Below are 18,340 nucleotides of genomic sequence, written 5' to 3' on the forward strand. Positions count from 1 at the left end.
GACCTGACAACTTTTAGTCACATTGCGACAAAAGCGTGAAATTGTGGCTAGTCTCTGCGGGGGCCGCTGACTAGGATCGAACGGCTCACTTGGAAAACCCCTCCTAACCCCATGTCGCAATTGCGAAATATCGCGCTGACCGTGCACGAACTCGAAGAAGGGGAGTTCTACTGGGTATTGATGGAAGGCACCGACTACGCCATGGAGGATGCGCTCCCGTACCTGCCGCTCGAGGCGGCGAGCGATCCGCAGGCGACCTACGCCAACGCCCTGGTGGCCGGCGTCGCAGCCATGCGAAAGTTGTTCGGCAACAACGGTCCCCGCAATTGAAGGATCAGGGCGGCAGCGCCGGCTGGCTCAGGATGTGACGCGCTCGTCCGGCGACAGGGGCCACAAGCGGCGCCACCATGGGCGCTTGGGTTCGGGCGCGGCGGCGGAGGCGGAGGCGATCAGTTCTGCGGCCATCGAGGCGCGCACACGCTCGCGCAGTGCGGTCTCGTAGGCGTGTGCGGGGGCGCGCGCGTTGCGGTCGCCGCGAAGCGCCAAACGCCGCCAGGCTTGGGCCTGTTGCGCGAGCTCCGTATCGCTCAGGTCGTCAGGGTGGGGCAATTGCTGCGTCATGCTGAACGAGATTGTGCCGCGCTCCGGCGCGCAGAGCATTCCCATTCTTGATACACGGCCCCCGTTTCGGCAGAAGAAAAAAAGCCGGGGCCATGCATTTCGCATGGTCCCGGCTTGTCGCGCGCGATGCGCGTGGCGCTTACAGCGCGAGTTGCTGGCCGCGAGCGGCAGCGCGGGCTTCCGCGCGAACCGTGGCGCGGTCGACGGTACTGGCCAGCACCGACGTCACGCCTTGCCCATAACCCTCGGCGTAGGGGTTGGCACTGTGTGCGGCGGCCACGGCCTCATTGCGCACGACGCCGCGGTCGGCAGCTGCGGTCAGGGAGGGCGCGACGCGCGACGAGACGCCTTCGGCGTACGGGTTCTCGCTGTGCGCGGCGGCAACGGCCTGGGTCCTCACGTCGGCGCGGCTGTTGGCCGACACGGGCGCGTGCACGCCTTCATAGGTTTCGGCTTGAGCGCCGGCTGCGGCGAGAAGGGAAAGAGCGGCTGCGGCGATGATCTTCGAGGTTTTCATTTCAGTTCCTTGCAAATGACTGGGGATTGATTTCGAACCGGTCTTGGGTGGGGTCGTCGTCCGGAGGGGACGGCCACCTCGCTCGGTGCCCTGTTCACTTTCAGAACAGTGAATGGCTGCTCTGTGGGATGAAGTTTGCGCCAAAAGCTAGGTAAAAACCCTAGCCATTGGGAATCACGGCGTTTTCCTGGTGGAAACAATGGGGCGGGTCGCCCGGCCTTGAACCCGCCGTTTCGCCCGCTCCGGAAGAGGAGCAGTCGCTTGCAGAAGAGGCGGCGGGCGGCCAGCTACATGAGGAGTCCCCGCGACCTGAATCTTCGCCTGCATCTTTTCGTGAAATGATGCACGAGATGAGTAGCCTGTAAGTACTACATGTAATTACAATTGGCTACATGCATTCACGTCCCGAGACGGAGCCCCACCCTTTTTCCCCGCGGACCTGCGGAGGCATCCTTGTCCTCCTATAGGGTGCTTCAGCGCGTGGCAAACGGACCACTACCGATGGTCTTCACTTCGATGGAGGACGTCGAGGCGCTGCGCATTCTGAAGGATGGCGGCTGGGTCAAGGCCTCGTTCTCGGCGGCGGCCGGCCGCCAAGGGACTGCGACGGTGACGGAACTGACCCCCCTGGGCCGGTTCGCGATGCAGTTCGTGCAACCCGATGACAAGGACACGCCATGAGAGTCGTCGTCTGTCTGCTTGCCAGCCTCGCCATCTTTATTGCCTGCCTTGGCGGTTGGTGGTTCTACTGGCCGGTGTGGCAGGCCGAGGCCCGCGTGAAGAGCAGGCTCTCAGAGCCCGGCACGGCAAGCCTCTCAGGTGTCTTCTACAACAAGAAGACGGGCACGGCGTGCGGCTATGTCAGCGCACAGGATCCGAGCGGAGCTCCGGCCGGCAAGACCCACTTCATCCTCTTGCCCGATGGCGAGCTGCGCCTCGACCCGAAGGATCCGATCCAGGGCAACACGGTGCAGCAGCTCGAGAGTCTTCGCAAGCACGCCGACTATCTGGCACTGGTCTACGCAAGGTGCCAGCGGGGCTGAGCGCCCTCCGGCGTCAACGACTGGCGCTGCTCGCTTCAGCGCGGCAGCTGGCACCGGACGACAGCGGGGCCGACGTTGGCGGGAGCATCGAAGGGGATGCAGGCGCGGGACGAAGTCGAGCGGCCTGGCGCAACGCATCGCCGAGTTGCTCTATGCTGAAAGGCTTGCACAGCCACAAGGTGCCGGCGGTCGGCCTCTCGGGCGCTTGGCTGGCGGTCGCGAAGATGATCGGCAATCCGCAGCGAGTCCGGAGCTTGTCGGCCAGCTCCAGGCCGGAGAGCCCGGGCAGTCCGACGTCGACGAGCACTACATCGAAGGCGCCTTCGAGGAAGCGAATGATCGCGCCTTCGGCGCTGCGCACGCCCGTGGCCCAGTGGCCGAGCAGCTCGAGGGCTTCGAGAGACGCCTCCAGAACCTCGGGATCGTCTTCCACCACCAGCACGCGCAAGCTGCAGCATGCATCGGTTGAACATGCTGCGTCGCTGGTCATCGGGGAATCCTCCATATCTTCCGGGGAGCAGGAGCATTGGCGCGTATCGAGACAGCGGTTGTAGGAGCAGGCCGCGAATCGCTGTCGCCGCCCTGGTGCCGGCAGGTCGCCACCGCGGAGAGGACGAGACCAGTCCTCAGCCCGGTACCGTCTGCGCCACCGTGGCCGTCGGGCGCCAGGCAGGATCCAGCGTCAGCGCCTTGCGCGCCTCCTTCTCCAGCGCCGCATCCAGCGTCGCAAGGATCTGGATCTCGCCCGCGGTGCTGGTCGCGATCGGCACGCCGCCCCGGTAGAGCACGCGCGAGCCCGGCACGCGCGGCACCCGGTTACCCGGCAACACGCTCCCCAGCAGATTGGCGGGATCGGCCGCCGAGAGGCACACCAGGCTCGCATCCGGTGGTTGCCGGCGCACGTTGCGCATCAGCCCGATGGCCTCCGGCAGCGCGAACTGCTCGCCCGACAGCCCGGCGATGAAGCGGCCGCCGCGGATCTCGCCGCGGGCCTCCAGCCGCCGGTAGGTGCGCACCAGCTCGCGCCAGGGCGGAAGCCACGCAGCCTCGCGCTCGATCAAGTGCCAGCACATCACGCCGTAGCGCCGCAGCAGCACGCGTGCGACCTGCTCGACGGCATCGGAAGCCGAGTTCTCGCCTCCCGGCGAGGACGGCCGCACCAGCGACCAGCGCCCGGCGTCCTCGATGCCGAACAGGGCGCCGCGCCGGCGCCGAGCGGACGAATGGGAAGCCGAGCGCTTCGAGGCGGGAACCAGCAGGGCGCGCAAGCCCGCATAGCTGTCGCAGCGCACGCGGCCGCGCGCCACGAGCTCGGACAGCGCATCCTCGAGTTCGGTGCCCAGCAGGCGGGCGCCGTCTGCGATCTCGTCGAAAAAGGAGGCGCCGCGTTCGCCCAACCAGGCAGCCACGCGCTGCGCGCGCGAGCCCAGCACTGCATCGTCGGCGGGTACCGGGGCGAGTTGGGTCCACAGTGCGGCGCTGCGCCGCGGCAGCAGCAGGACCGGGGTGGCGCGCAGCGAGGTGCCGGCGCGGCCGGTCCGGCTCTCGGGTGCGCTGGGGCGCAGGCGCGTCCACATGACGCGGCCGGCGGTGCAGAGATCGTCCAGCCAGGCGCTCGCGTAGTCGTTGACGCGGGCTGGTAACAGCTCGGCCTCCCACAGCGCGGCGGGCGCCTCGTAGCCTTCGAACTGGGTCAGCACGCCGGCCAGCGCCTCGGGGCCGCTGACCCTGGAGGCGGCGCTCACATGCTGCCACTCGAAGAGGAATCGCGCGAAGTCGCGCGGCTCGACCGGCTCGATCTCGCGCCGAAGTCGCTTGAGGGTGTAGCGGTGGATGCGGGCCAGCAGATGGCGCTCGCACCATTCGGGCTCCGCGGCGCCGGGCGTGAAGCGCCCCTGCAACAGCAGGCCTTCGCTCTGCAGGCCGAGCAACGCCGTCTCGAGCTCGGCCTCGGGCAGCTGAAGCTGTCGCGCCAGCAAGCGCGTGGACATCGGCCCGAGTCCGCCCAGGCGCGACTGCAGCAGCTCGCGCAGTGCTTCGTCGCGCGTCGACGGGCCCCGCGCGTACTCGGCCGGCGGCTCGATCGCCGGCTGCTGGGTGGCAGAGGGATAGAGCATCCGTGCAAGCGACAGGCGTTCGGCCGCCACCCACAGGCCCGCGTCCGTGCCGGCCGGCAGGAGGCGGGTCGCGCGACCCGCGTCGGCGAGCGCTGCGAGCCAGGGCTTCCACGCGGGATCGCGAGCGGCCTCTTCATCGGTGAGCGCGGCCAGGCCGTTGAGCGCTTCGTGCATCTCGTCCGCATGGCGCGGACTCGGCCAGGCCTCTTCGCGCACGCTCTCGATCGCGTTCGCGTCGAGGCGGCCCAGATCGTCCGCGCTCTCGGGATCGGCGTAGCGCCGGCTCTGCACGGCCTGCGTGCGCCGCTCCTCCAGCGGCGCGTCGTCGAGATAGGCGTAGGGTCGCGCGTTCAGCACTTCGGCCGCGAGCGGGGAAGGGGCGGGCAGGTCGCGTGCGCTCACCTGTACCTCGCCCGCCTCCATGCGGCGCAGCAGGCGCAGCCAGCCTTGGGCATCCATCGCCTCGTGCAGGCAGTCGTCCAGCGTCTGCGCAATCAGCGGATGGTCGGGGATCTCGCGCTCGCCGGCCAGGTTCTCGGCGCAGGCCACCTGATCCGGGAACACGCTGGCCAGCAGATCCTCGGACTTCATGCGCTGCAGCTGCGGCGGCACCTTTCGGCCGCCGACGAAGCGGGGCAGGGCCAGGGCGGTGGTTGCGTTCCAGCGCCAGCGCACGCCGAAGAGCGGCGCGTCCAGCAGGGCCTGCACCAGCACGTCGCGCGCGGTGGCCGAATGCAGGTAGCGCGCCACCTCGTCGAGCGCGAAGCTGTGGCTGGTCGACAGCGACAGCACGATCGCGTCCTCGGTCGCCGCGGCCTGGAGCTCGAAGTTGAATTTGCGGCAGAAGCGCTTGCGCAGCGCCAGGCCCCAGGCGCGGTTGAGCCGGCTGCCGAAGGGCGAATGGATGACCAGCTGCATGCCGCCCGATTCGTCGAAGAAGCGCTCGAAGACGATCTGCCGCTGACTCGGCAGCACGCCCAGGACGGCGAGCGTGCGCGCCAGGTGGTCGACGAGCTGGCGAGCGGCATCCTCGGACAGCGTGATGACCTCCCGCAGCCATCGCACGGCACTGTCCGCGTCGTGTGCGGCAATGTGGTCGCCGAGCTCCTCGCGCAGCCGCGAGACGCCGAAGGACAGCTCGTCGCTGCGCCCCGGCGCCTCGCCCAGCCAGAAGGGAATGTTGGGCGCTGCGCCCTGCGCGTCCTCGACGCGCACGCGGCCGGGTTCGATGCGCAGGATGCGGTAGCTGGTATTGCCGAGCTGGAACACGTCCCCGGCCAGGCTCTCGACCGCGAAGTCCTCGTTCACCGTCCCGATCTGGTGCGCCTGCGGCTCCAGCAGCACGCTGTAGTCGCCGGTCTCGGGGATGGTGCCGCCCGAGGTCAGGGCGGTGAGTCGGGCACCCCGGCGCTCGCGCAGCCGGTGATGCACTGCGTCCTTGTGCACATAGCCGGCGCGCGGGCCGTTGCGGGTGGCGAAGCCCTCGGCCAGCATGCGAACCACGGCGTCGTACTGCTCCCGTGCAAGCTGCGCATAGGGCCAGGCGCGGCGCACCAGGGCGAACAGCGCGTCCTCATCCCATTCGCGGCTGGCGGTCTCGGCCACGATCTGCTGCGCGAGCACGTCGAGCGGGGCCCGTGGCACGCGCAAGGCGTCGAGCTCGCCGCGGCGGATGCAGTCCAGCAAGGCCGCGCACTCGACCAGTTCGTCGCGCGACTGCGGGAAGAGGCGCGCCTTGGGCGTGCCGCCCACGGCGTGGCCCGAGCGCCCGGCGCGCTGCAGGAAGGTGGCAATGGAACGCGGCGAGCCCAGTTGGCACACGAGGTCGACGTCGCCGATGTCCAGGCCGAGCTCCAGCGAGGCAGTCGCCACCAGCACCTGGAGCTCGCCGCGCTTGAGGCGCTGCTCGGCATCGAGCCGCGCTTCCTTGGCAAGGCTCCCGTGGTGCGCAGCCACCGCTTCCTTGCCCAGGCGCTCGCCGAGATGGCGGGCGGCGCGCTCGGCCATGCGACGGGTGTTGACGAAGACCAGCGTGGTCCGATGCAGCAATACCAGCTCGGCCACGCGCGCATAGACCTGGTCCCATTGCTCGTGGGTCATGACCGCGCCCAGCGGCTGCTCGGGCAGCTCGAGGGCGAGGTCGCGCTCCTTGGCGTAGCCGATGTCGACGATCTCGCAGTCGGCCACGCCTTCATGCACCTCGCCCGCGCCCACCAGAAAGCGCGCGACCTCGTCGATCGGCTTCTGCGTGGCCGACAGGCCGATGCGCGTGAGGGGTCGGCCGCACAGCGACTGCAGCCGCTCCAGCGAGAGCGACAGATGGCTGCCCCGCTTGCCTGCGGCGATGGCGTGGATCTCGTCGACGATCACCGTTCGCACCGTGGACAGCATGCGCCGGCCCGAGGCCGAGCCGAGCAGCACGTAGAGCGACTCGGGCGTGGTCACGAGGATGTGCGGCGGTTGACGCAGGCTCTGCTGGCGGTCCCTGGACGGCGTGTCGCCGGTGCGCACGGCGCTGCGGATCTGCACGTCCGGCAGGCCCAGTGCCGCCAGTTCCGCGCGGATGCCCGCAAGCGGCGCTTCGAGGTTCAGGCGGATGTCGTTGGACAGCGCCTTGAGGGGCGAGACATACACCACCGCCGTCTCGTCCGGCAGGCCGCCGGGCGCAAGGCCTTGGCGCACCAGCCCGTCCAGGGCGGCGAGGAAGGCGGTCAGCGTCTTGCCCGAGCCGGTCGGGGCCGCGACCAGCGTATGGCGCCCGGCGCGAATGGCGGGCCAGGCGGCCTTCTGCGCTTCGGTCGGTGCGGGAAAGCTGCGGCTGAACCAGCCGCTGACGGCAGGGTGGAATTCGGCGAATGGCACGGGCGGAGAGCGGGTAGGGCGGCCCGGACGGCGGCCGCTGCCGAGGCATGTTACGCGGCTGCGGCGAAGTCCGCGATTCATGGGAGATTGGGCCTGCGGCGCGGGCGTCGAGCAGCACGACGGACAGGGTCGCGGCCGTGCCCGCGGGAGCGGCCGCGCAAAAAGGCACGCGATCTGGCAGCGCCGTCACAAAGCATCAGCTTCTGGTCAGCGATCCGTCTATTTCTTCACGCGCTTCCTGGCGGAATCGGCGCAAACTACGTCCATGGTTTCTCTGGGGGATTGCTGCAAAGGCAATCATTTGGCTCGCTTCGTGCGAGCCTTTTTTTGGGTCCGGCGGGTCGGGCCGCAGACGCGTCTGCTGTGCGGCCAGGGCACGGACCCCGTGAGAAACTACGGGCCCGCCACGGTCCAAACGATGAATCCAGTTTGCTGAACGACAACGAAAAGATCATCTCGGTCGCGCCCATGATGGATTGGACGGACCGCCACTGCCGCTACTTCCACCGGCTGCTGACCCGCCGCGCCTTGCTCTACACCGAGATGGTGACCACCGGCGCGCTGATCCATGGCGACGTCCCCCGCCATCTGCGCTTCGACGCCGAGGAGCATCCGGTCGCCCTCCAGTTGGGCGGCAGCGAGGCGACCGAGCTGGCGCATTGCGCGAAGCTGGGCGAGGACTGGGGCTACGACGAGATCAACCTCAACTGCGGATGCCCCAGCGAGCGCGTGCAGCGCGGCGCTTTCGGCGCCTGCCTGATGAACGAGCCGCAGCTCGTGGCCGATTGCGTGAAGGCCATGGTCGATGTGGTGAGCGTGCCGGTCACGGTCAAGCACCGCATCGGCATCGACAAGACCGAGTCTTATGAATTCGTGCGCGATTTCGTCGGCATGGTGAGCGAGGCCGGCTGCCGCACCTTCATCGTCCACGCGCGCAATGCCTGGCTGAAGGGCCTGTCGCCCAAGCAGAACCGGGAGGTGCCGCCGCTGCGCTACGAGCTGGTGCACCGGCTCAAGCACGACTTTCCCGAGCTCGCCATCTCGATCAATGGCGGCTTCAACGACAACGCGCAGATGCAGGCGCATCTGCGGCTGCTCGACGGCGTGATGATCGGGCGCGAGGCGTACCACAACCCGTGGTGGCTCGCACAGTGGGACGAGGTCTTCTACCGGCAGCCGCCCGCCGCCCTGACGCGCGAAGACGTGGAGCGCAGGATGTGCGACTACATGGCCCGCGAGGCGGCCGAGCACGGCACGCCGTGGCCGAACATCGCGCGCCACATGCTGGGGCTTCGCAACGGCCTGCCGGGTGCGCGCCGCTGGCGCCAGGTCTGGAGCGACCATCGCCTCAAGGCGCTGCCGCCGCACGAGGTGATGGCGCGGGCGCACGATGCGATGCCGCAGTCGGAGTTTGTTGGCGGCTAACAGCTGGACGGCGCACGCTGGACGCACGTCGTGTTTGCGGCACCCGGCGTTGCGCACTGCCTGGTGCCGCGTTTCACGGCCCGGGTTCCTGGTCTATCGGCAACGACTATTCTGATGCGGTGGCCTCTTCAAGCCAAACTGCGAAGAGCGCCAATGCCACCAACACCTTGCGCCACAAGAATGCGCAAGATCTCAGCGAGCGATGTGGACGTGAACTGATCGAGACCCGTGAGTTGCACGGTGTAGGTGGGCTGACCGGTGCCCGGGTGCATCGGGAAGACACCGTTAGTCTTCGAACCGCTCAGCATGTTTCAGCGTCTGTTCAGGATCTCGGCCCGATGCCCGGCTCGCGACCTGTTTTCGCGAACTGCCTCTCAGGCTGCGGCTTCGAGCCCGTTCCTGAAGTGATCCTGCATGCGCTTGACCGCTGAACTCGCATCACGGCGGGCGAGCGCTTCCATGATCGCGCGGTGCTCGGCCAGCGACTCCGCAATGCGCCCCGACTTCAGCAGCGAGTTGTGGCGATTGAGCTTCATCACCTTGCGCAGGTCGGCCACCATCTGGTCGCGCCAGCGGTTGTCGGCCATTGCCAGGATGCGCATATGGAAGCGTTCGTTGATGGCGAAGAAGTGAGCACGATCGACCTTGCCCGGCGCCGCGGCGGCCTCGAGCTCGGCATGCAGGGCTTCGAGCTCGGCCAGCTCTGCCGGGGAGGCCCGCTCGGCCACCACGCCGACGGCATCGCTCTCGAGCAGGCTGAGCAGGTGATAGACGTCCGCGAGGTCCTTCTCCGACACCTCGGTCACGTAGGCGCCGCGCCGCACCTTCATCGTCACGAGGCCTTCGGCCGCCAGCACCTTGAGCGCTTCCCGCAACGGCGTGCGGCTGATGCCGTATTCCTCCGCCAGCTTGAGCTCGTCGATCCAGCTGCCGGGTTCCAGCTCGCGGTTGAAGATGCGTTGACGCAGCAGCTCCGCCACCTCTTCGTAGAGGGCGCGCGGGGTCAGGGTGAGGGCGGACATGCGCGAAATGTACCGCAACGCCGGGTCTTTGAATTAATAATTACAGGGGTTAGACTCGCATCGAAATCGTCGCGCGCGCTTGCGCAGACATCCCCTTCCACTCGCAAAGCGGCGCCATGAGCAGCAAACCCGAACCGACCTTCCAAACCGCGACACTCGAAGCCTGGGCCAAGGCTGCAGCCAAGTCGGCTCCCGGCGGCGACCTGCAAGCGCTGAACTGGATCACGCCCGACGGGATCACGGTCAAGCCGCTCTACACCGCGGCCGATCTCAAGGCCCTGAAGTACACCGACACGCTGCCCGGCTTCGAGCCCTATCTGCGTGGCCCGCAGGCCACGATGTACGCCGTACGCCCCTGGACCATCCGGCAGTACGCGGGCTTTTCCACCGCGGAGGAGTCGAACGCCTTCTATCGCAAGGCGCTGGCCGCCGGCGGGCAGGGCGTGAGCGTGGCCTTCGACCTGGCGACGCACCGCGGCTACGACAGCGACCATCCGCGCGTGACCGGCGATGTCGGCAAGGCCGGAGTGGCCATCGACAGCGTGGAGGACATGAAGATCCTGTTCGACCAGATCCCGCTGGACAAGGTCAGCGTCTCGATGACGATGAACGGCGCAGTGCTGCCGGTGCTGGCCGGCTACATCGTCGCGGCCGAGGAGCAAGGCGTGGCGCAAGACCAGCTCTCGGGGACCATCCAGAACGACATCCTCAAGGAATTCATGGTCCGCAACACCTACATCTATCCGCCCGAGCCCTCGATGCGGATCATCGGCGACATCATTGCGTACACCGCGGAGAAGATGCCGAAGTTCAACTCGATCTCCATCAGCGGCTACCACATGCAGGAGGCCGGCGCCAACCAGGCGCTGGAGCTGGCCTTCACGCTGGCGGACGGCAAGGAGTACGTGAAGACGGCGCTGGCCAAGGGGCTGGATGTCGACGGCTTCGCGGGGCGGCTGAGCTTCTTCTGGGCCATCGGCATGAACTTCTACCTGGAGATCGCCAAGATGCGCGCGGCGCGCCTCCTCTGGTGCCGGATCATGAAGGAGTTCAACCCCAAGAACCCGAAGAGCCTGATGCTGCGTACCCACTGCCAGACTTCGGGCTGGAGCCTCACCGAGCAGGACCCGTACAACAACGTCGTGCGCACCACCATCGAGGCCATGGCCGCGGTCTTCGGCGGCACCCAGAGCCTGCACACCAATGCGCTGGACGAGGCGATCGCGTTGCCTACCGAGTTCAGCGCGCGCATCGCGCGCAACACGCAGCTCATCATCCAGGAAGAGACTCACATCACGAACGTGATCGATCCGTGGGCCGGCAGCTACATGATGGAGAAGCTCACCCAGGACATGGCGGATGCAGCCTGGGCCATCATCGAGGAAGTCGAGGCCATGGGCGGCATGACCAAGGCGGTGGACAGCGGTTGGGCCAAGCTCAAGATCGAGGCGGCAGCGGCCGACAAGCAGGCGCGCATCGACTCGGGGCAGGACGTGATCGTCGGCGTCAACAAGTACAGGCTGCAGAACGAGGACACGCACGACATCCTGCAGATCGACAACGTCAAGGTGCGCGACAGCCAGATCGCGCGGCTCAAGGCCGTGCGTGAGAAGCGCGACGCCGCCAAGGTACGGGCCGCGCTCGACGCGATGACCGCGGCAGCCGAGAGCGGCAAGGGCAATCTGCTGGCGCTCAGCATCGATGCCGTGCGCCTGCGCGCCACGGTGGGCGAGATCAGCGACGCGCTGGAGAAGGTCTACGGCCGCCATCGCGCCGACACGCAGAAGGTGACGGGCGTCTACGCCGCCGCCTACGATTCGGCCGAAGGCTGGGGAGCACTGCAGAAGGAAATCGCCGCTTTTGCCGAGGAGCAGGGCCGGCGTCCGCGCGTGATGATCTCCAAGCTCGGCCAGGACGGCCACGATCGCGGCGCCAAGGTGGTCGCCACCGCATTCGCCGACCTGGGCTTCGACGTCGACATGGGCCCGCTGTTCCAGACCCCCGAGGAATGCGCGCGCCAGGCGATCGAGAACGACGTGCATGCGGTGGGCGTCAGCACGCTGGCCGCGGGGCACAAGACGCTGGTGCCGGCCATCATCGAAGAGCTGAAGAAGCAGGGCGCGGACGACATCATCGTCTTCGTCGGTGGCGTGATTCCGCGGCAGGACTACGAGTTCCTGTACGAGGCCGGGGTCAAGGGCATCTACGGGCCTGGGACGCCCATTCCGGCCAGTGCGAAGGACGTGCTGGAGCAGATTCGCGCGGCGGTCGCGGCTTGAGCATGCCTGCCGCGGCTCGAAGCCTGGTAACGGCCGAAGCGCTTGCCGGGGCCGAAGGCCCACGGCAGCGCCGCGCCATCGCGAAGGCCATCACGCTGCTCGAATCCACCCGGGCCGACCATCGCGCACAGGCCGATGAACTGCTGACCGCGCTGTTGCCGCACACCGGCAAATCCTTCCGCCTGGGCATCTCGGGCGTGCCCGGCGTGGGCAAGTCCACCTTCATCGAGACGCTGGGCCTGTACCTGATCGATCGCGGGCATCGGGTGGCGGTGCTCACCATCGACCCGTCGTCCACGGTTTCCGGCGGCTCCATACTCGGCGACAAGACGCGCATGGAAAGGCTCTCGGTGCACGAGCGTGCCTACATCCGCCCCAGTCCGTCGAGCGGCACGCTGGGCGGCGTGGCCGAGAAGACGCGCGAGGCCATGCTGGTCTGCGAGGCCGCCGGCTACGACATCGTGATCGTCGAGACCGTGGGCGTCGGCCAGAGCGAGACCGCGGTCTCGGGCATGACCGACATGTTCGTGCTGCTGCAGCTGCCCAATGCCGGTGACGACCTGCAGGCGATCAAGAAGGGCGTGATGGAGCTGGCGGACCTGGTGGTCATCAACAAGGCCGACATCGACCCGGACGCGGCGACGCGCGCGCAGGCCCAGATCACCTCCGCGCTGCGGCTCTTCGGCCATCACGGCAATCCGGTGCATGCGCACGTCGTGCACGGCGCCGACGCAACGCTGCGCCAGTGGCAACCCAAGGTGATTCAATCCAGCGCCTTGCTGGGCACGGGCGTCGACGCCTTCTGGGACACCGTGCTGCAGTTCAAGGCCCTGCAGACCGCGACCGGCAAGCTCGCCGCGCGGCGCGAGAAACAGGCGCTCGCGTGGATGTGGGAACGCATCGACGCGGGCCTCAAGCAGGCCTTCCGCCAGCACCCGAAGGTGCGCGAGCTGCTGCCGCAGATCCTGGCCCAGGTGGCGGCCGGGACGCTGCCCGCGTCGACCGCGGCGCGCAACCTGCTCGCGGCGCAGGTCGGACAGGCCAGGCCCTTCGAAGAACACATCAACATCACTTCCGGAACAGGACCATGAAAGAGATCCTCGAACAACTCGAAAAACGGCGCGCCCAGGCGCGGCTGGGCGGCGGGCAGAAGCGCATCGACGCGCAGCACGCCAAGGGCAAGCTGACGGCGCGCGAGCGCATCGAGCTGCTGCTCGACGACAACACCTTCGAGGAGTGGGACATGTTCGTCGAGCACCGGTCCAGCGACTTCGGCATGGCCGAAACGAAGATTCCGGGCGATGGCGTGGTCACCGGCTACGGCATGATCAATGGCCGGCTCGTGTTCGTCTTCAGCCAGGACTTCACTGTCTTCGGCGGCGCGCTCAGCGAAGCCCACGCCGAGAAGATCTGCAAGGTGATGGACCAGGCAATGAAGGTCGGCGCGCCCGTCATCGGCCTCAACGACTCCGGCGGCGCGCGCATCCAGGAAGGCGTGGCATCGCTCGGCGGCTACGCCGAGGTGTTCCAGCGCAACGTGATGGCCTCGGGCGTGGTGCCGCAGATCAGCATGATCATGGGCCCCTGCGCCGGCGGCGCCGTCTACTCGCCGGCCATGACCGATTTCATCTTCATGGTGCGCGACAGCTCCTACATGTTCGTCACCGGCCCGGAGGTGGTGAAGACAGTGACGCACGAGGACGTCACCGCCGAGGAGCTGGGCGGTGCCACCACGCACACCACCAAGAGCGGCGTGGCCGACATGGCCTTCGAGAACGACGTGGAGGCGCTGATGATGCTGCGCCGCCTCTACAACTACCTGCCGCTCAACAATCGCGAGAAGCCCCCCGTGCGGCCCAGCGGCGACCCGGCCGATCGCGCCGACCTGTCGCTCGACACCCTGGTGCCCGACAACCCGAACAAGCCCTATGACATCAAGGAGGCGATCACGAAGGTGGTCGACGACGCCGAGTTCTTCGAACTGCAGCCCGACTACGCGAAGAACATCGTGATCGGGTTCGCGCGCATGGATGGGCAGAGCGTGGGCATCGTCGCCAACCAGCCGCTGGTGCTGGCCGGCTGCCTGGACATCAAGTCCTCGATCAAGGCGGCTCGTTTCGTGCGCTTCTGCGATGCCTTCAACATCCCGGTCGTCACCTTCGTCGATGTGCCCGGCTTCATGCCCGGCACCAGCCAGGAGTACGGCGGCATCATCAAGCATGGCGCCAAGCTGCTCTACGCGTATGCGGAGTGCACCGTGCCGAAGATCACCGTCATCACGCGCAAGGCCTACGGCGGCGCTTATGACGTGATGGCCTCCAAGCACCTGCGCGGCGACGTCAACCTGGCTTGGCCGCGCGCCGAGATCGCGGTGATGGGCGCCAAGGGCGCGGTGGAGATCATCTTCCGCGAGGACAAGAACGACCCCGACAAACTGGCCGCGCGCGAGGCCGAGTACAAGGCCCGTTTCGCCAACCCCTATGTGGCCGGCACGCGTGGCTATATCGACGACGTGATCCTGCCCAGCGAGACGCGCAAGCGCATCTGCCGCAGCCTGGTCATGCTGCGCGAGAAGAAGCTCGACAACCCGTGGCGCAAGCATGGGAACATTCCGCTCTGAGGACGGGAGAACACAGCATGTTCAAGAAAATTTTAATTGCCAACCGCGGTGAGATCGCCTGCCGAGTCATCAAGACGGCGAAGAAGATGGGCATCCTGACGGTGGCCGTCTATTCCGACGCCGACAAGGACGCACGTCATGTGGAGCTGGCCGACGAGGCCGTGCACATCGGCGCCTCGCCCAGCCGCGAGAGCTATCTGCAAGCCGATCGCATCATCGCGGCGTGCAAGAAGACCGGCGCCGAGGCGGTCCATCCCGGCTATGGCTTTCTTTCCGAGAACGAGGGCTTCGCGAAGAAGGTCGAGGAGGAGGGCATCGTCTTCATCGGCCCGAAGCACTACTCGATCGCCGCCATGGGCGACAAGATCGCTTCCAAGAAGCTCGCGAACGAGGCCAAGGTCAACACCATCCCGGGCTGGAACGACGCGATCGAGACGGCGGAGCGCGCAGTCGAAATCGCGCGGGATGTGGGCTATCCGGTAATGATCAAGGCCTCGGCCGGCGGCGGCGGCAAGGGCCTGCGTGTGGCTCACAACGACAAGGACGCGTTCGACGGCTTCACCTCCTGCCGCAACGAAGCGCGCAACAGCTTCGGCGACGATCGCGTGTTCATCGAAAAGTTCGTCGAGGAGCCGCGCCACATCGAGATCCAGGTGTTGGGCGATGCGCACGGCAACGTGATCTACCTGAACGAGCGCGAATGCTCGATCCAGCGCCGCCACCAGAAGGTGATCGAGGAGGCGCCGTCACCCTTCATCAGCGAAGCAACCCGCAAGGCCATGGGCGAGCAGGCGGTGGCGCTTGCCAAGGCGGTGAACTACCAGAGCGCAGGCACGGTGGAGTTCGTGGTCGGCAAGGACCAGAGCTTCTACTTCCTCGAGATGAACACGCGGCTGCAGGTGGAGCATCCGGTGACCGAAGCGATCACGGGGCTGGACCTGGTCGAGCTCATGATCCGCGTCGCCGCCGGCGAGAAGCTGCCGCTCGCGCAGCAGGATGTGAAGCGCGAGGGCTGGGCGATCGAGTGCCGCATCAATGCGGAAGACCCGTTCCGGAATTTCCTGCCGTCGACCGGGCGCCTGGTGCGCTTTCAGCCGCCGAAGGAGACGATGTTCTCCGCGGACACGGAGCACCTGTACGGCGTGCGCGTCGACACCGGTGTCTACGACGGCGGCGAGATCCCGATGTTCTACGACTCGATGATCGCCAAGCTGATCGTGCACGGGCGCGACCGAACGCATGCGATCGCGCTGATGCGCGAGGCGCTCAACGGCTTCGTGATTCGCGGCATCAGCAGCAACATCCCCTTCCAGGCGGCGCTGCTGGCGCATCCCAAGTTCGTGAGCGGCGCGTTCAACACCGGCTTCATCGCCGAGCACTACGGCAAGGGCTTTCGCGCCGAGGACGTGCCGCACGACGACCCGGACTTTCTGGTCGCGCTGGCCGCCTACATGCATCGGCGCTACCGCGCCCGGGCCTCGCGCATCAGCGGCCAGTTGGAGGGGCACGGCGTGAAGGTGGGCGAGCAGTTCGTGGTCGTCGTCCTCGATGCCAAGGGGGAGCATGTACATCAGCCCGTGACCGTCACCGACTACCAGGGTTCCTCGGGTTCGAGCGCGGTGATGGTGGGCGCGAACACCTACAAGATCGAAAGCCAGGCGGCGCTGGGCAGCATCCGGGTCGAGGGCAGCGTGAACGGCCGCGGCTTCACTGCGCAGGTCGAGCGCGGCGTCGGCAAGAGGCCCCTGGCCTTGCGCATCGCACACAACGGCAAGCAGATCGAGGCGATGGTGCTGTCGCCACTGGGCTCGAGGCTGCTCAAGCTCATGCCCTACAAGGCACCGCCGGACCTCAGCAAGTTCCTGATGTCGCCGATGCCGGGGCTCCTGGTCGAAATTGCCGTGCAGCCGGGCCAGCAGGTGCAGGCCGGCGAAAAGCTCGCCGTGATCGAGGCGATGAAGATGGAGAACGTGCTCCTCGCCTCGCAGGACGGCGTGGTCGGCAGCATCTCGGCCGCCAAGGGCGAGTCGCTCGCGGTGGACCAGGTGATCCTGGAATTCGCGTGAAGGAGACCGTCGCATGACAACCTCGCAAGTGCGCCCGTTCAAGGTGCTGGGCATCCAGCAGATCGCGATCGGCGGGCCGGACAAGACGCGGCTGCGGACACTGTGGGTGGAGATGCTGGGACTGGAAGTCACTGGCAGCTTCAGCAGCGAGCGCGAGAACGTCGACGAGGACATCTGCGCGATCGGCAGCGGCCCCTTCAAGGTGGAGGTCGACCTGATGCAGCCGCTGGATCCCGACAAGAAGCCGGCGGTGCACGCCACGCCGCTCAACCACGTGGGCCTGTGGATCGATGATTTGCCTGCCGCGGTCGGCTGGCTCACGGCTCAGGGCGTGCGCTTCGCGCCGGGCGGGATCCGCAAGGGAGCTGCCGGTTTCGACATCTGCTTCCTGCATCCCAAGGGCAACGAGGAGTCCCCGATCGCGGGCGAAGGGGTGTTGATCGAGCTGGTGCAGGCGCCACCGGAAGTGGTGGCGGCCTTTGCCGCGCTGGCCGCGGGCTGACGCTTCAGGCGCCTGGGCGCCGCCAGACGGCCAGCGTCGCGGCCAGCAGCCACATGCCCGCCGCGCAGCCGCGGTTGAGCAGGCGCAGGCTGCGTCGAGAGAGCCAGCGCACGGCCTGCGCGCCGGCCGTGGCGTACCCGAGCATGACGCAGGTATCGATGCCGATGAAGATGGCGCCGAGCACCGCATATTGCGGTCCTTGCGGGCCGGCGGTGTCGACGAACTGCGGCAGGAATGCGGCAAAGAAGAGCAGTGTCTTCGGGTTCGACAGTGCCACTGTGAGGCTGCGCAGGAAAGCGGTGCGGCTGCTCAGGGCATCGGCGGGCGATGCGGCGAGCGCCGCGTGGATGTCGATCGGCTGGCTGCGCCACATCTTGACGCCGAGCCAGACCAGGTAGGCGACGCCGGCCACGCGGATGGCGTTGAACAGCCATTCCGAGGCCGCGAGCAAGGAGCCCAGCCCCAGCGCCACCACGGCGATCAGGATGGCAGCCCCCAGCGACGCGCCCACGATGCCCCAGACCGCGGGACGCATGCCGCCTGCGATGCCGTTGGACATCGCCAGCAGCATGGTGGGGCCAGGCGTGATCGCCAGCGCAACGGAGGCAATCATGTAGAGGAGCAGGGTGTCGAGCGTCATGGTCGTGCTTTCGGATCGGTTCGTGACGCCGCGGCGGCACGTGCACGCGCCAGAGCCGCTTCGACGATCGCGCGTTTGCGATCTGGCGCAGCGGCCTCTGGCAGCGGCGCGGCCGTGGACAACTCGTCTTCCTTGCCGTGGCGGCGGCGATGCGCCTCGTAGCGGCGGCGCGCCTCGTCTGCCTGCGCCTGCGACCAGGCCTGCCAGCCGCTCTTTCCCGGCGTGGCCACGTCGAGCGAGATGCAGTCCACCGGGCAGACGGGGATGCAGAGCTCACAGCCGGTGCAGTGGGCCTCGATCACGGTATGCATGCGCTTGTGGATGCCCAGGATCGCGTCGGTCGGGCAGGCATCGAGGCACAGCGTGCAGCCGATGCACCAGGCCTCGTCGATGACCGCCATCATGCGGGCGCCTTCGGTGCCGAACTGCGGGTCGATGGGCCGCACCGGCCGGCCGGTCAGGCGTGACAGGCGCGCCACCCCTTCGGCGCCGCCCGGCGGGCATTGGTGGATGCCGGCCTCGCCGGCTGCGATCGCCTCGGCATAGCCCGCGCAATCGGGATAGCCGCAGCGCGTGCACTGCGTCTGCGGCAGCGCGTCCAGGATGCGCCGGGCCAGCGCGTTCAC

Annotated in this window: 16 protein-coding genes; 9 read left to right on the forward strand and 7 right to left on the reverse strand. The window is 67.6% G+C overall.

Annotation, left to right across the window (positions count from 1 at the left end; all coding sequences use genetic code 11):
- Positions 1 to 111: 111 nt before the first annotated feature.
- Positions 112 to 330, forward strand: coding sequence for a hypothetical protein (locus ACMGEZ_RS11355; protein WP_436822369.1), 219 nt, complete (start codon positions 112 to 114; stop codon positions 328 to 330).
- 27 nt (positions 331 to 357) lie between these two features.
- Here ACMGEZ_RS11355 and ACMGEZ_RS11360 read toward each other — a convergent pair whose 3' ends face one another.
- Together ACMGEZ_RS11360 and ACMGEZ_RS11365 are read right to left on the reverse strand one after the other, a co-directional pair.
- Positions 358 to 621, reverse strand: coding sequence for a hypothetical protein (locus ACMGEZ_RS11360; RefSeq protein ID WP_436822370.1), 264 nt, complete (start codon positions 619 to 621; stop codon positions 358 to 360).
- A gap of 139 nt (positions 622 to 760) precedes the next feature.
- Positions 761 to 1,138 carry a helicase SNF2 gene (locus ACMGEZ_RS11365; RefSeq protein ID WP_436822371.1) on the reverse strand — a complete coding sequence of 126 codons (378 nt, stop codon included), beginning with the start codon at positions 1,136 to 1,138 and terminating at the stop codon, positions 761 to 763.
- A gap of 501 nt (positions 1,139 to 1,639) precedes the next feature.
- Here ACMGEZ_RS11365 and ACMGEZ_RS11370 point away from each other — a divergent pair.
- Together ACMGEZ_RS11370 and ACMGEZ_RS11375 are read left to right on the forward strand one after the other, a co-directional pair.
- The gene (locus ACMGEZ_RS11370) at positions 1,640 to 1,819 is read left to right on the forward strand and encodes a hypothetical protein (RefSeq protein ID WP_436822372.1); all 180 of its coding nucleotides are present in this window, start codon (positions 1,640 to 1,642) and stop codon (positions 1,817 to 1,819) included.
- Positions 1,816 to 2,181, forward strand: a complete 366-nt coding sequence (locus ACMGEZ_RS11375) for a hypothetical protein (RefSeq protein WP_436822373.1) — start codon at positions 1,816 to 1,818, stop codon at positions 2,179 to 2,181. Before ACMGEZ_RS11370 ends, ACMGEZ_RS11375 begins: the two co-directional genes overlap by 4 nt.
- Positions 2,182 to 2,194: 13 nt before the next feature.
- Here ACMGEZ_RS11375 and ACMGEZ_RS11380 read toward each other — a convergent pair whose 3' ends face one another.
- Both ACMGEZ_RS11380 and ACMGEZ_RS11385 read right to left on the reverse strand, forming a co-directional pair.
- Positions 2,195 to 2,671 carry a response regulator transcription factor gene (locus ACMGEZ_RS11380; protein WP_436822374.1) on the reverse strand — a complete coding sequence of 159 codons (477 nt, stop codon included), beginning with the start codon at positions 2,669 to 2,671 and terminating at the stop codon, positions 2,195 to 2,197.
- A 136-nt stretch (positions 2,672 to 2,807) separates the two neighbouring features.
- Positions 2,808 to 7,241, reverse strand: coding sequence for a DEAD/DEAH box helicase (locus tag ACMGEZ_RS11385; RefSeq protein ID WP_436822375.1), 4,434 nt, complete (start codon positions 7,239 to 7,241; stop codon positions 2,808 to 2,810).
- Positions 7,242 to 7,628: 387 nt separating this feature from the next.
- On the opposite strand from ACMGEZ_RS11385, the gene dusA reads away from it, so the two are divergent.
- Positions 7,629 to 8,585 carry a tRNA dihydrouridine(20/20a) synthase DusA gene (dusA, locus tag ACMGEZ_RS11390; protein WP_436822575.1) on the forward strand — a complete coding sequence of 319 codons (957 nt, stop codon included), beginning with the start codon at positions 7,629 to 7,631 and terminating at the stop codon, positions 8,583 to 8,585.
- Positions 8,586 to 8,959: 374 nt separating this feature from the next.
- Here dusA and ACMGEZ_RS11395 read toward each other — a convergent pair whose 3' ends face one another.
- Positions 8,960 to 9,607 carry a GntR family transcriptional regulator gene (locus ACMGEZ_RS11395; protein ID WP_436822376.1) on the reverse strand — a complete coding sequence of 216 codons (648 nt, stop codon included), beginning with the start codon at positions 9,605 to 9,607 and terminating at the stop codon, positions 8,960 to 8,962.
- A 116-nt stretch (positions 9,608 to 9,723) separates the two neighbouring features.
- On the opposite strand from ACMGEZ_RS11395, the gene scpA reads away from it, so the two are divergent.
- The 5 genes from scpA to ACMGEZ_RS11420 are packed head-to-tail and all read left to right on the forward strand — an operon-like array spanning position 9,724 to position 17,074.
- Entirely contained in the window at positions 9,724 to 11,886 is a 2,163-nt protein-coding gene (gene scpA / locus ACMGEZ_RS11400; protein WP_436822377.1) for a methylmalonyl-CoA mutase, read from the forward strand.
- Positions 11,887 to 11,888: 2 nt separating this feature from the next.
- Positions 11,889 to 12,977 carry a methylmalonyl Co-A mutase-associated GTPase MeaB gene (gene meaB / locus ACMGEZ_RS11405; protein ID WP_436822576.1) on the forward strand — a complete coding sequence of 363 codons (1,089 nt, stop codon included), beginning with the start codon at positions 11,889 to 11,891 and terminating at the stop codon, positions 12,975 to 12,977.
- Positions 12,974 to 14,506, forward strand: a complete 1,533-nt coding sequence (locus tag ACMGEZ_RS11410; RefSeq protein ID WP_436822378.1) for an acyl-CoA carboxylase subunit beta — start codon at positions 12,974 to 12,976, stop codon at positions 14,504 to 14,506. The genes meaB and ACMGEZ_RS11410 overlap by 4 nt, the downstream gene beginning before the upstream one ends.
- Positions 14,507 to 14,523: 17 nt before the next feature.
- The gene (locus ACMGEZ_RS11415; RefSeq protein WP_436822379.1) at positions 14,524 to 16,572 is read left to right on the forward strand and encodes an acetyl-CoA carboxylase biotin carboxylase subunit; all 2,049 of its coding nucleotides are present in this window, start codon (positions 14,524 to 14,526) and stop codon (positions 16,570 to 16,572) included.
- Positions 16,573 to 16,585: 13 nt separating this feature from the next.
- On the forward strand, positions 16,586 to 17,074 hold the full coding sequence (locus ACMGEZ_RS11420; RefSeq protein ID WP_436822380.1) for a VOC family protein: 489 nt from the start codon (positions 16,586 to 16,588) through the stop codon (positions 17,072 to 17,074).
- A 4-nt stretch (positions 17,075 to 17,078) separates the two neighbouring features.
- On the opposite strand, the gene ACMGEZ_RS11425 is transcribed toward ACMGEZ_RS11420, so the two are convergent.
- Positions 17,079 to 17,714 (reverse strand): LysE family translocator, encoded by a 636-nt coding sequence (locus ACMGEZ_RS11425; protein ID WP_436822381.1) that lies wholly within the window; start codon positions 17,712 to 17,714, stop codon positions 17,079 to 17,081.
- Positions 17,711 to 18,340, reverse strand: coding sequence for an RnfABCDGE type electron transport complex subunit B (locus tag ACMGEZ_RS11430; RefSeq protein ID WP_436822382.1), 630 nt, complete (start codon positions 18,338 to 18,340; stop codon positions 17,711 to 17,713). The genes ACMGEZ_RS11425 and ACMGEZ_RS11430 overlap by 4 nt, the downstream gene beginning before the upstream one ends.

The organism is Variovorax stachyos (assembly GCF_051400855.1).
Classification (GTDB): domain Bacteria; phylum Pseudomonadota; class Gammaproteobacteria; order Burkholderiales; family Burkholderiaceae_C; genus Variovorax.

Bases quoted from the DNA above. Each gene is read 5' to 3' on its own strand.
- ACMGEZ_RS11410 (WP_436822378.1), top strand. From the start codon at position 12,974: ATGAAAGAGATCCTCGAACAACTCGAAAAACGGCGCGCCCAGGCGCGG.
- ACMGEZ_RS11355 (WP_436822369.1), top strand. From the start codon at position 112: ATGTCGCAATTGCGAAATATCGCGCTGACCGTGCACGAACTCGAAGAA.
- ACMGEZ_RS11375 (WP_436822373.1), top strand. From the start codon at position 1,816: ATGAGAGTCGTCGTCTGTCTGCTTGCCAGCCTCGCCATCTTTATTGCC.
- ACMGEZ_RS11425 (WP_436822381.1), bottom strand. From the start codon at position 17,714: ATGACGCTCGACACCCTGCTCCTCTACATGATTGCCTCCGTTGCGCTG.
- ACMGEZ_RS11365 (WP_436822371.1), bottom strand. From the start codon at position 1,138: ATGAAAACCTCGAAGATCATCGCCGCAGCCGCTCTTTCCCTTCTCGCC.
- ACMGEZ_RS11370 (WP_436822372.1), top strand. From the start codon at position 1,640: ATGGTCTTCACTTCGATGGAGGACGTCGAGGCGCTGCGCATTCTGAAG.
- ACMGEZ_RS11395 (WP_436822376.1), bottom strand. From the start codon at position 9,607: ATGTCCGCCCTCACCCTGACCCCGCGCGCCCTCTACGAAGAGGTGGCG.
- scpA (WP_436822377.1), top strand. From the start codon at position 9,724: ATGAGCAGCAAACCCGAACCGACCTTCCAAACCGCGACACTCGAAGCC.
- dusA (WP_436822575.1), top strand. From the start codon at position 7,629: ATGATGGATTGGACGGACCGCCACTGCCGCTACTTCCACCGGCTGCTG.
- ACMGEZ_RS11360 (WP_436822370.1), bottom strand. From the start codon at position 621: ATGACGCAGCAATTGCCCCACCCTGACGACCTGAGCGATACGGAGCTC.
- meaB (WP_436822576.1), top strand. From the start codon at position 11,889: ATGCCTGCCGCGGCTCGAAGCCTGGTAACGGCCGAAGCGCTTGCCGGG.
- ACMGEZ_RS11385 (WP_436822375.1), bottom strand. From the start codon at position 7,241: ATGAATCGCGGACTTCGCCGCAGCCGCGTAACATGCCTCGGCAGCGGC.
- ACMGEZ_RS11415 (WP_436822379.1), top strand. From the start codon at position 14,524: ATGTTCAAGAAAATTTTAATTGCCAACCGCGGTGAGATCGCCTGCCGA.
- ACMGEZ_RS11420 (WP_436822380.1), top strand. From the start codon at position 16,586: ATGACAACCTCGCAAGTGCGCCCGTTCAAGGTGCTGGGCATCCAGCAG.
- ACMGEZ_RS11380 (WP_436822374.1), bottom strand. From the start codon at position 2,671: ATGACCAGCGACGCAGCATGTTCAACCGATGCATGCTGCAGCTTGCGC.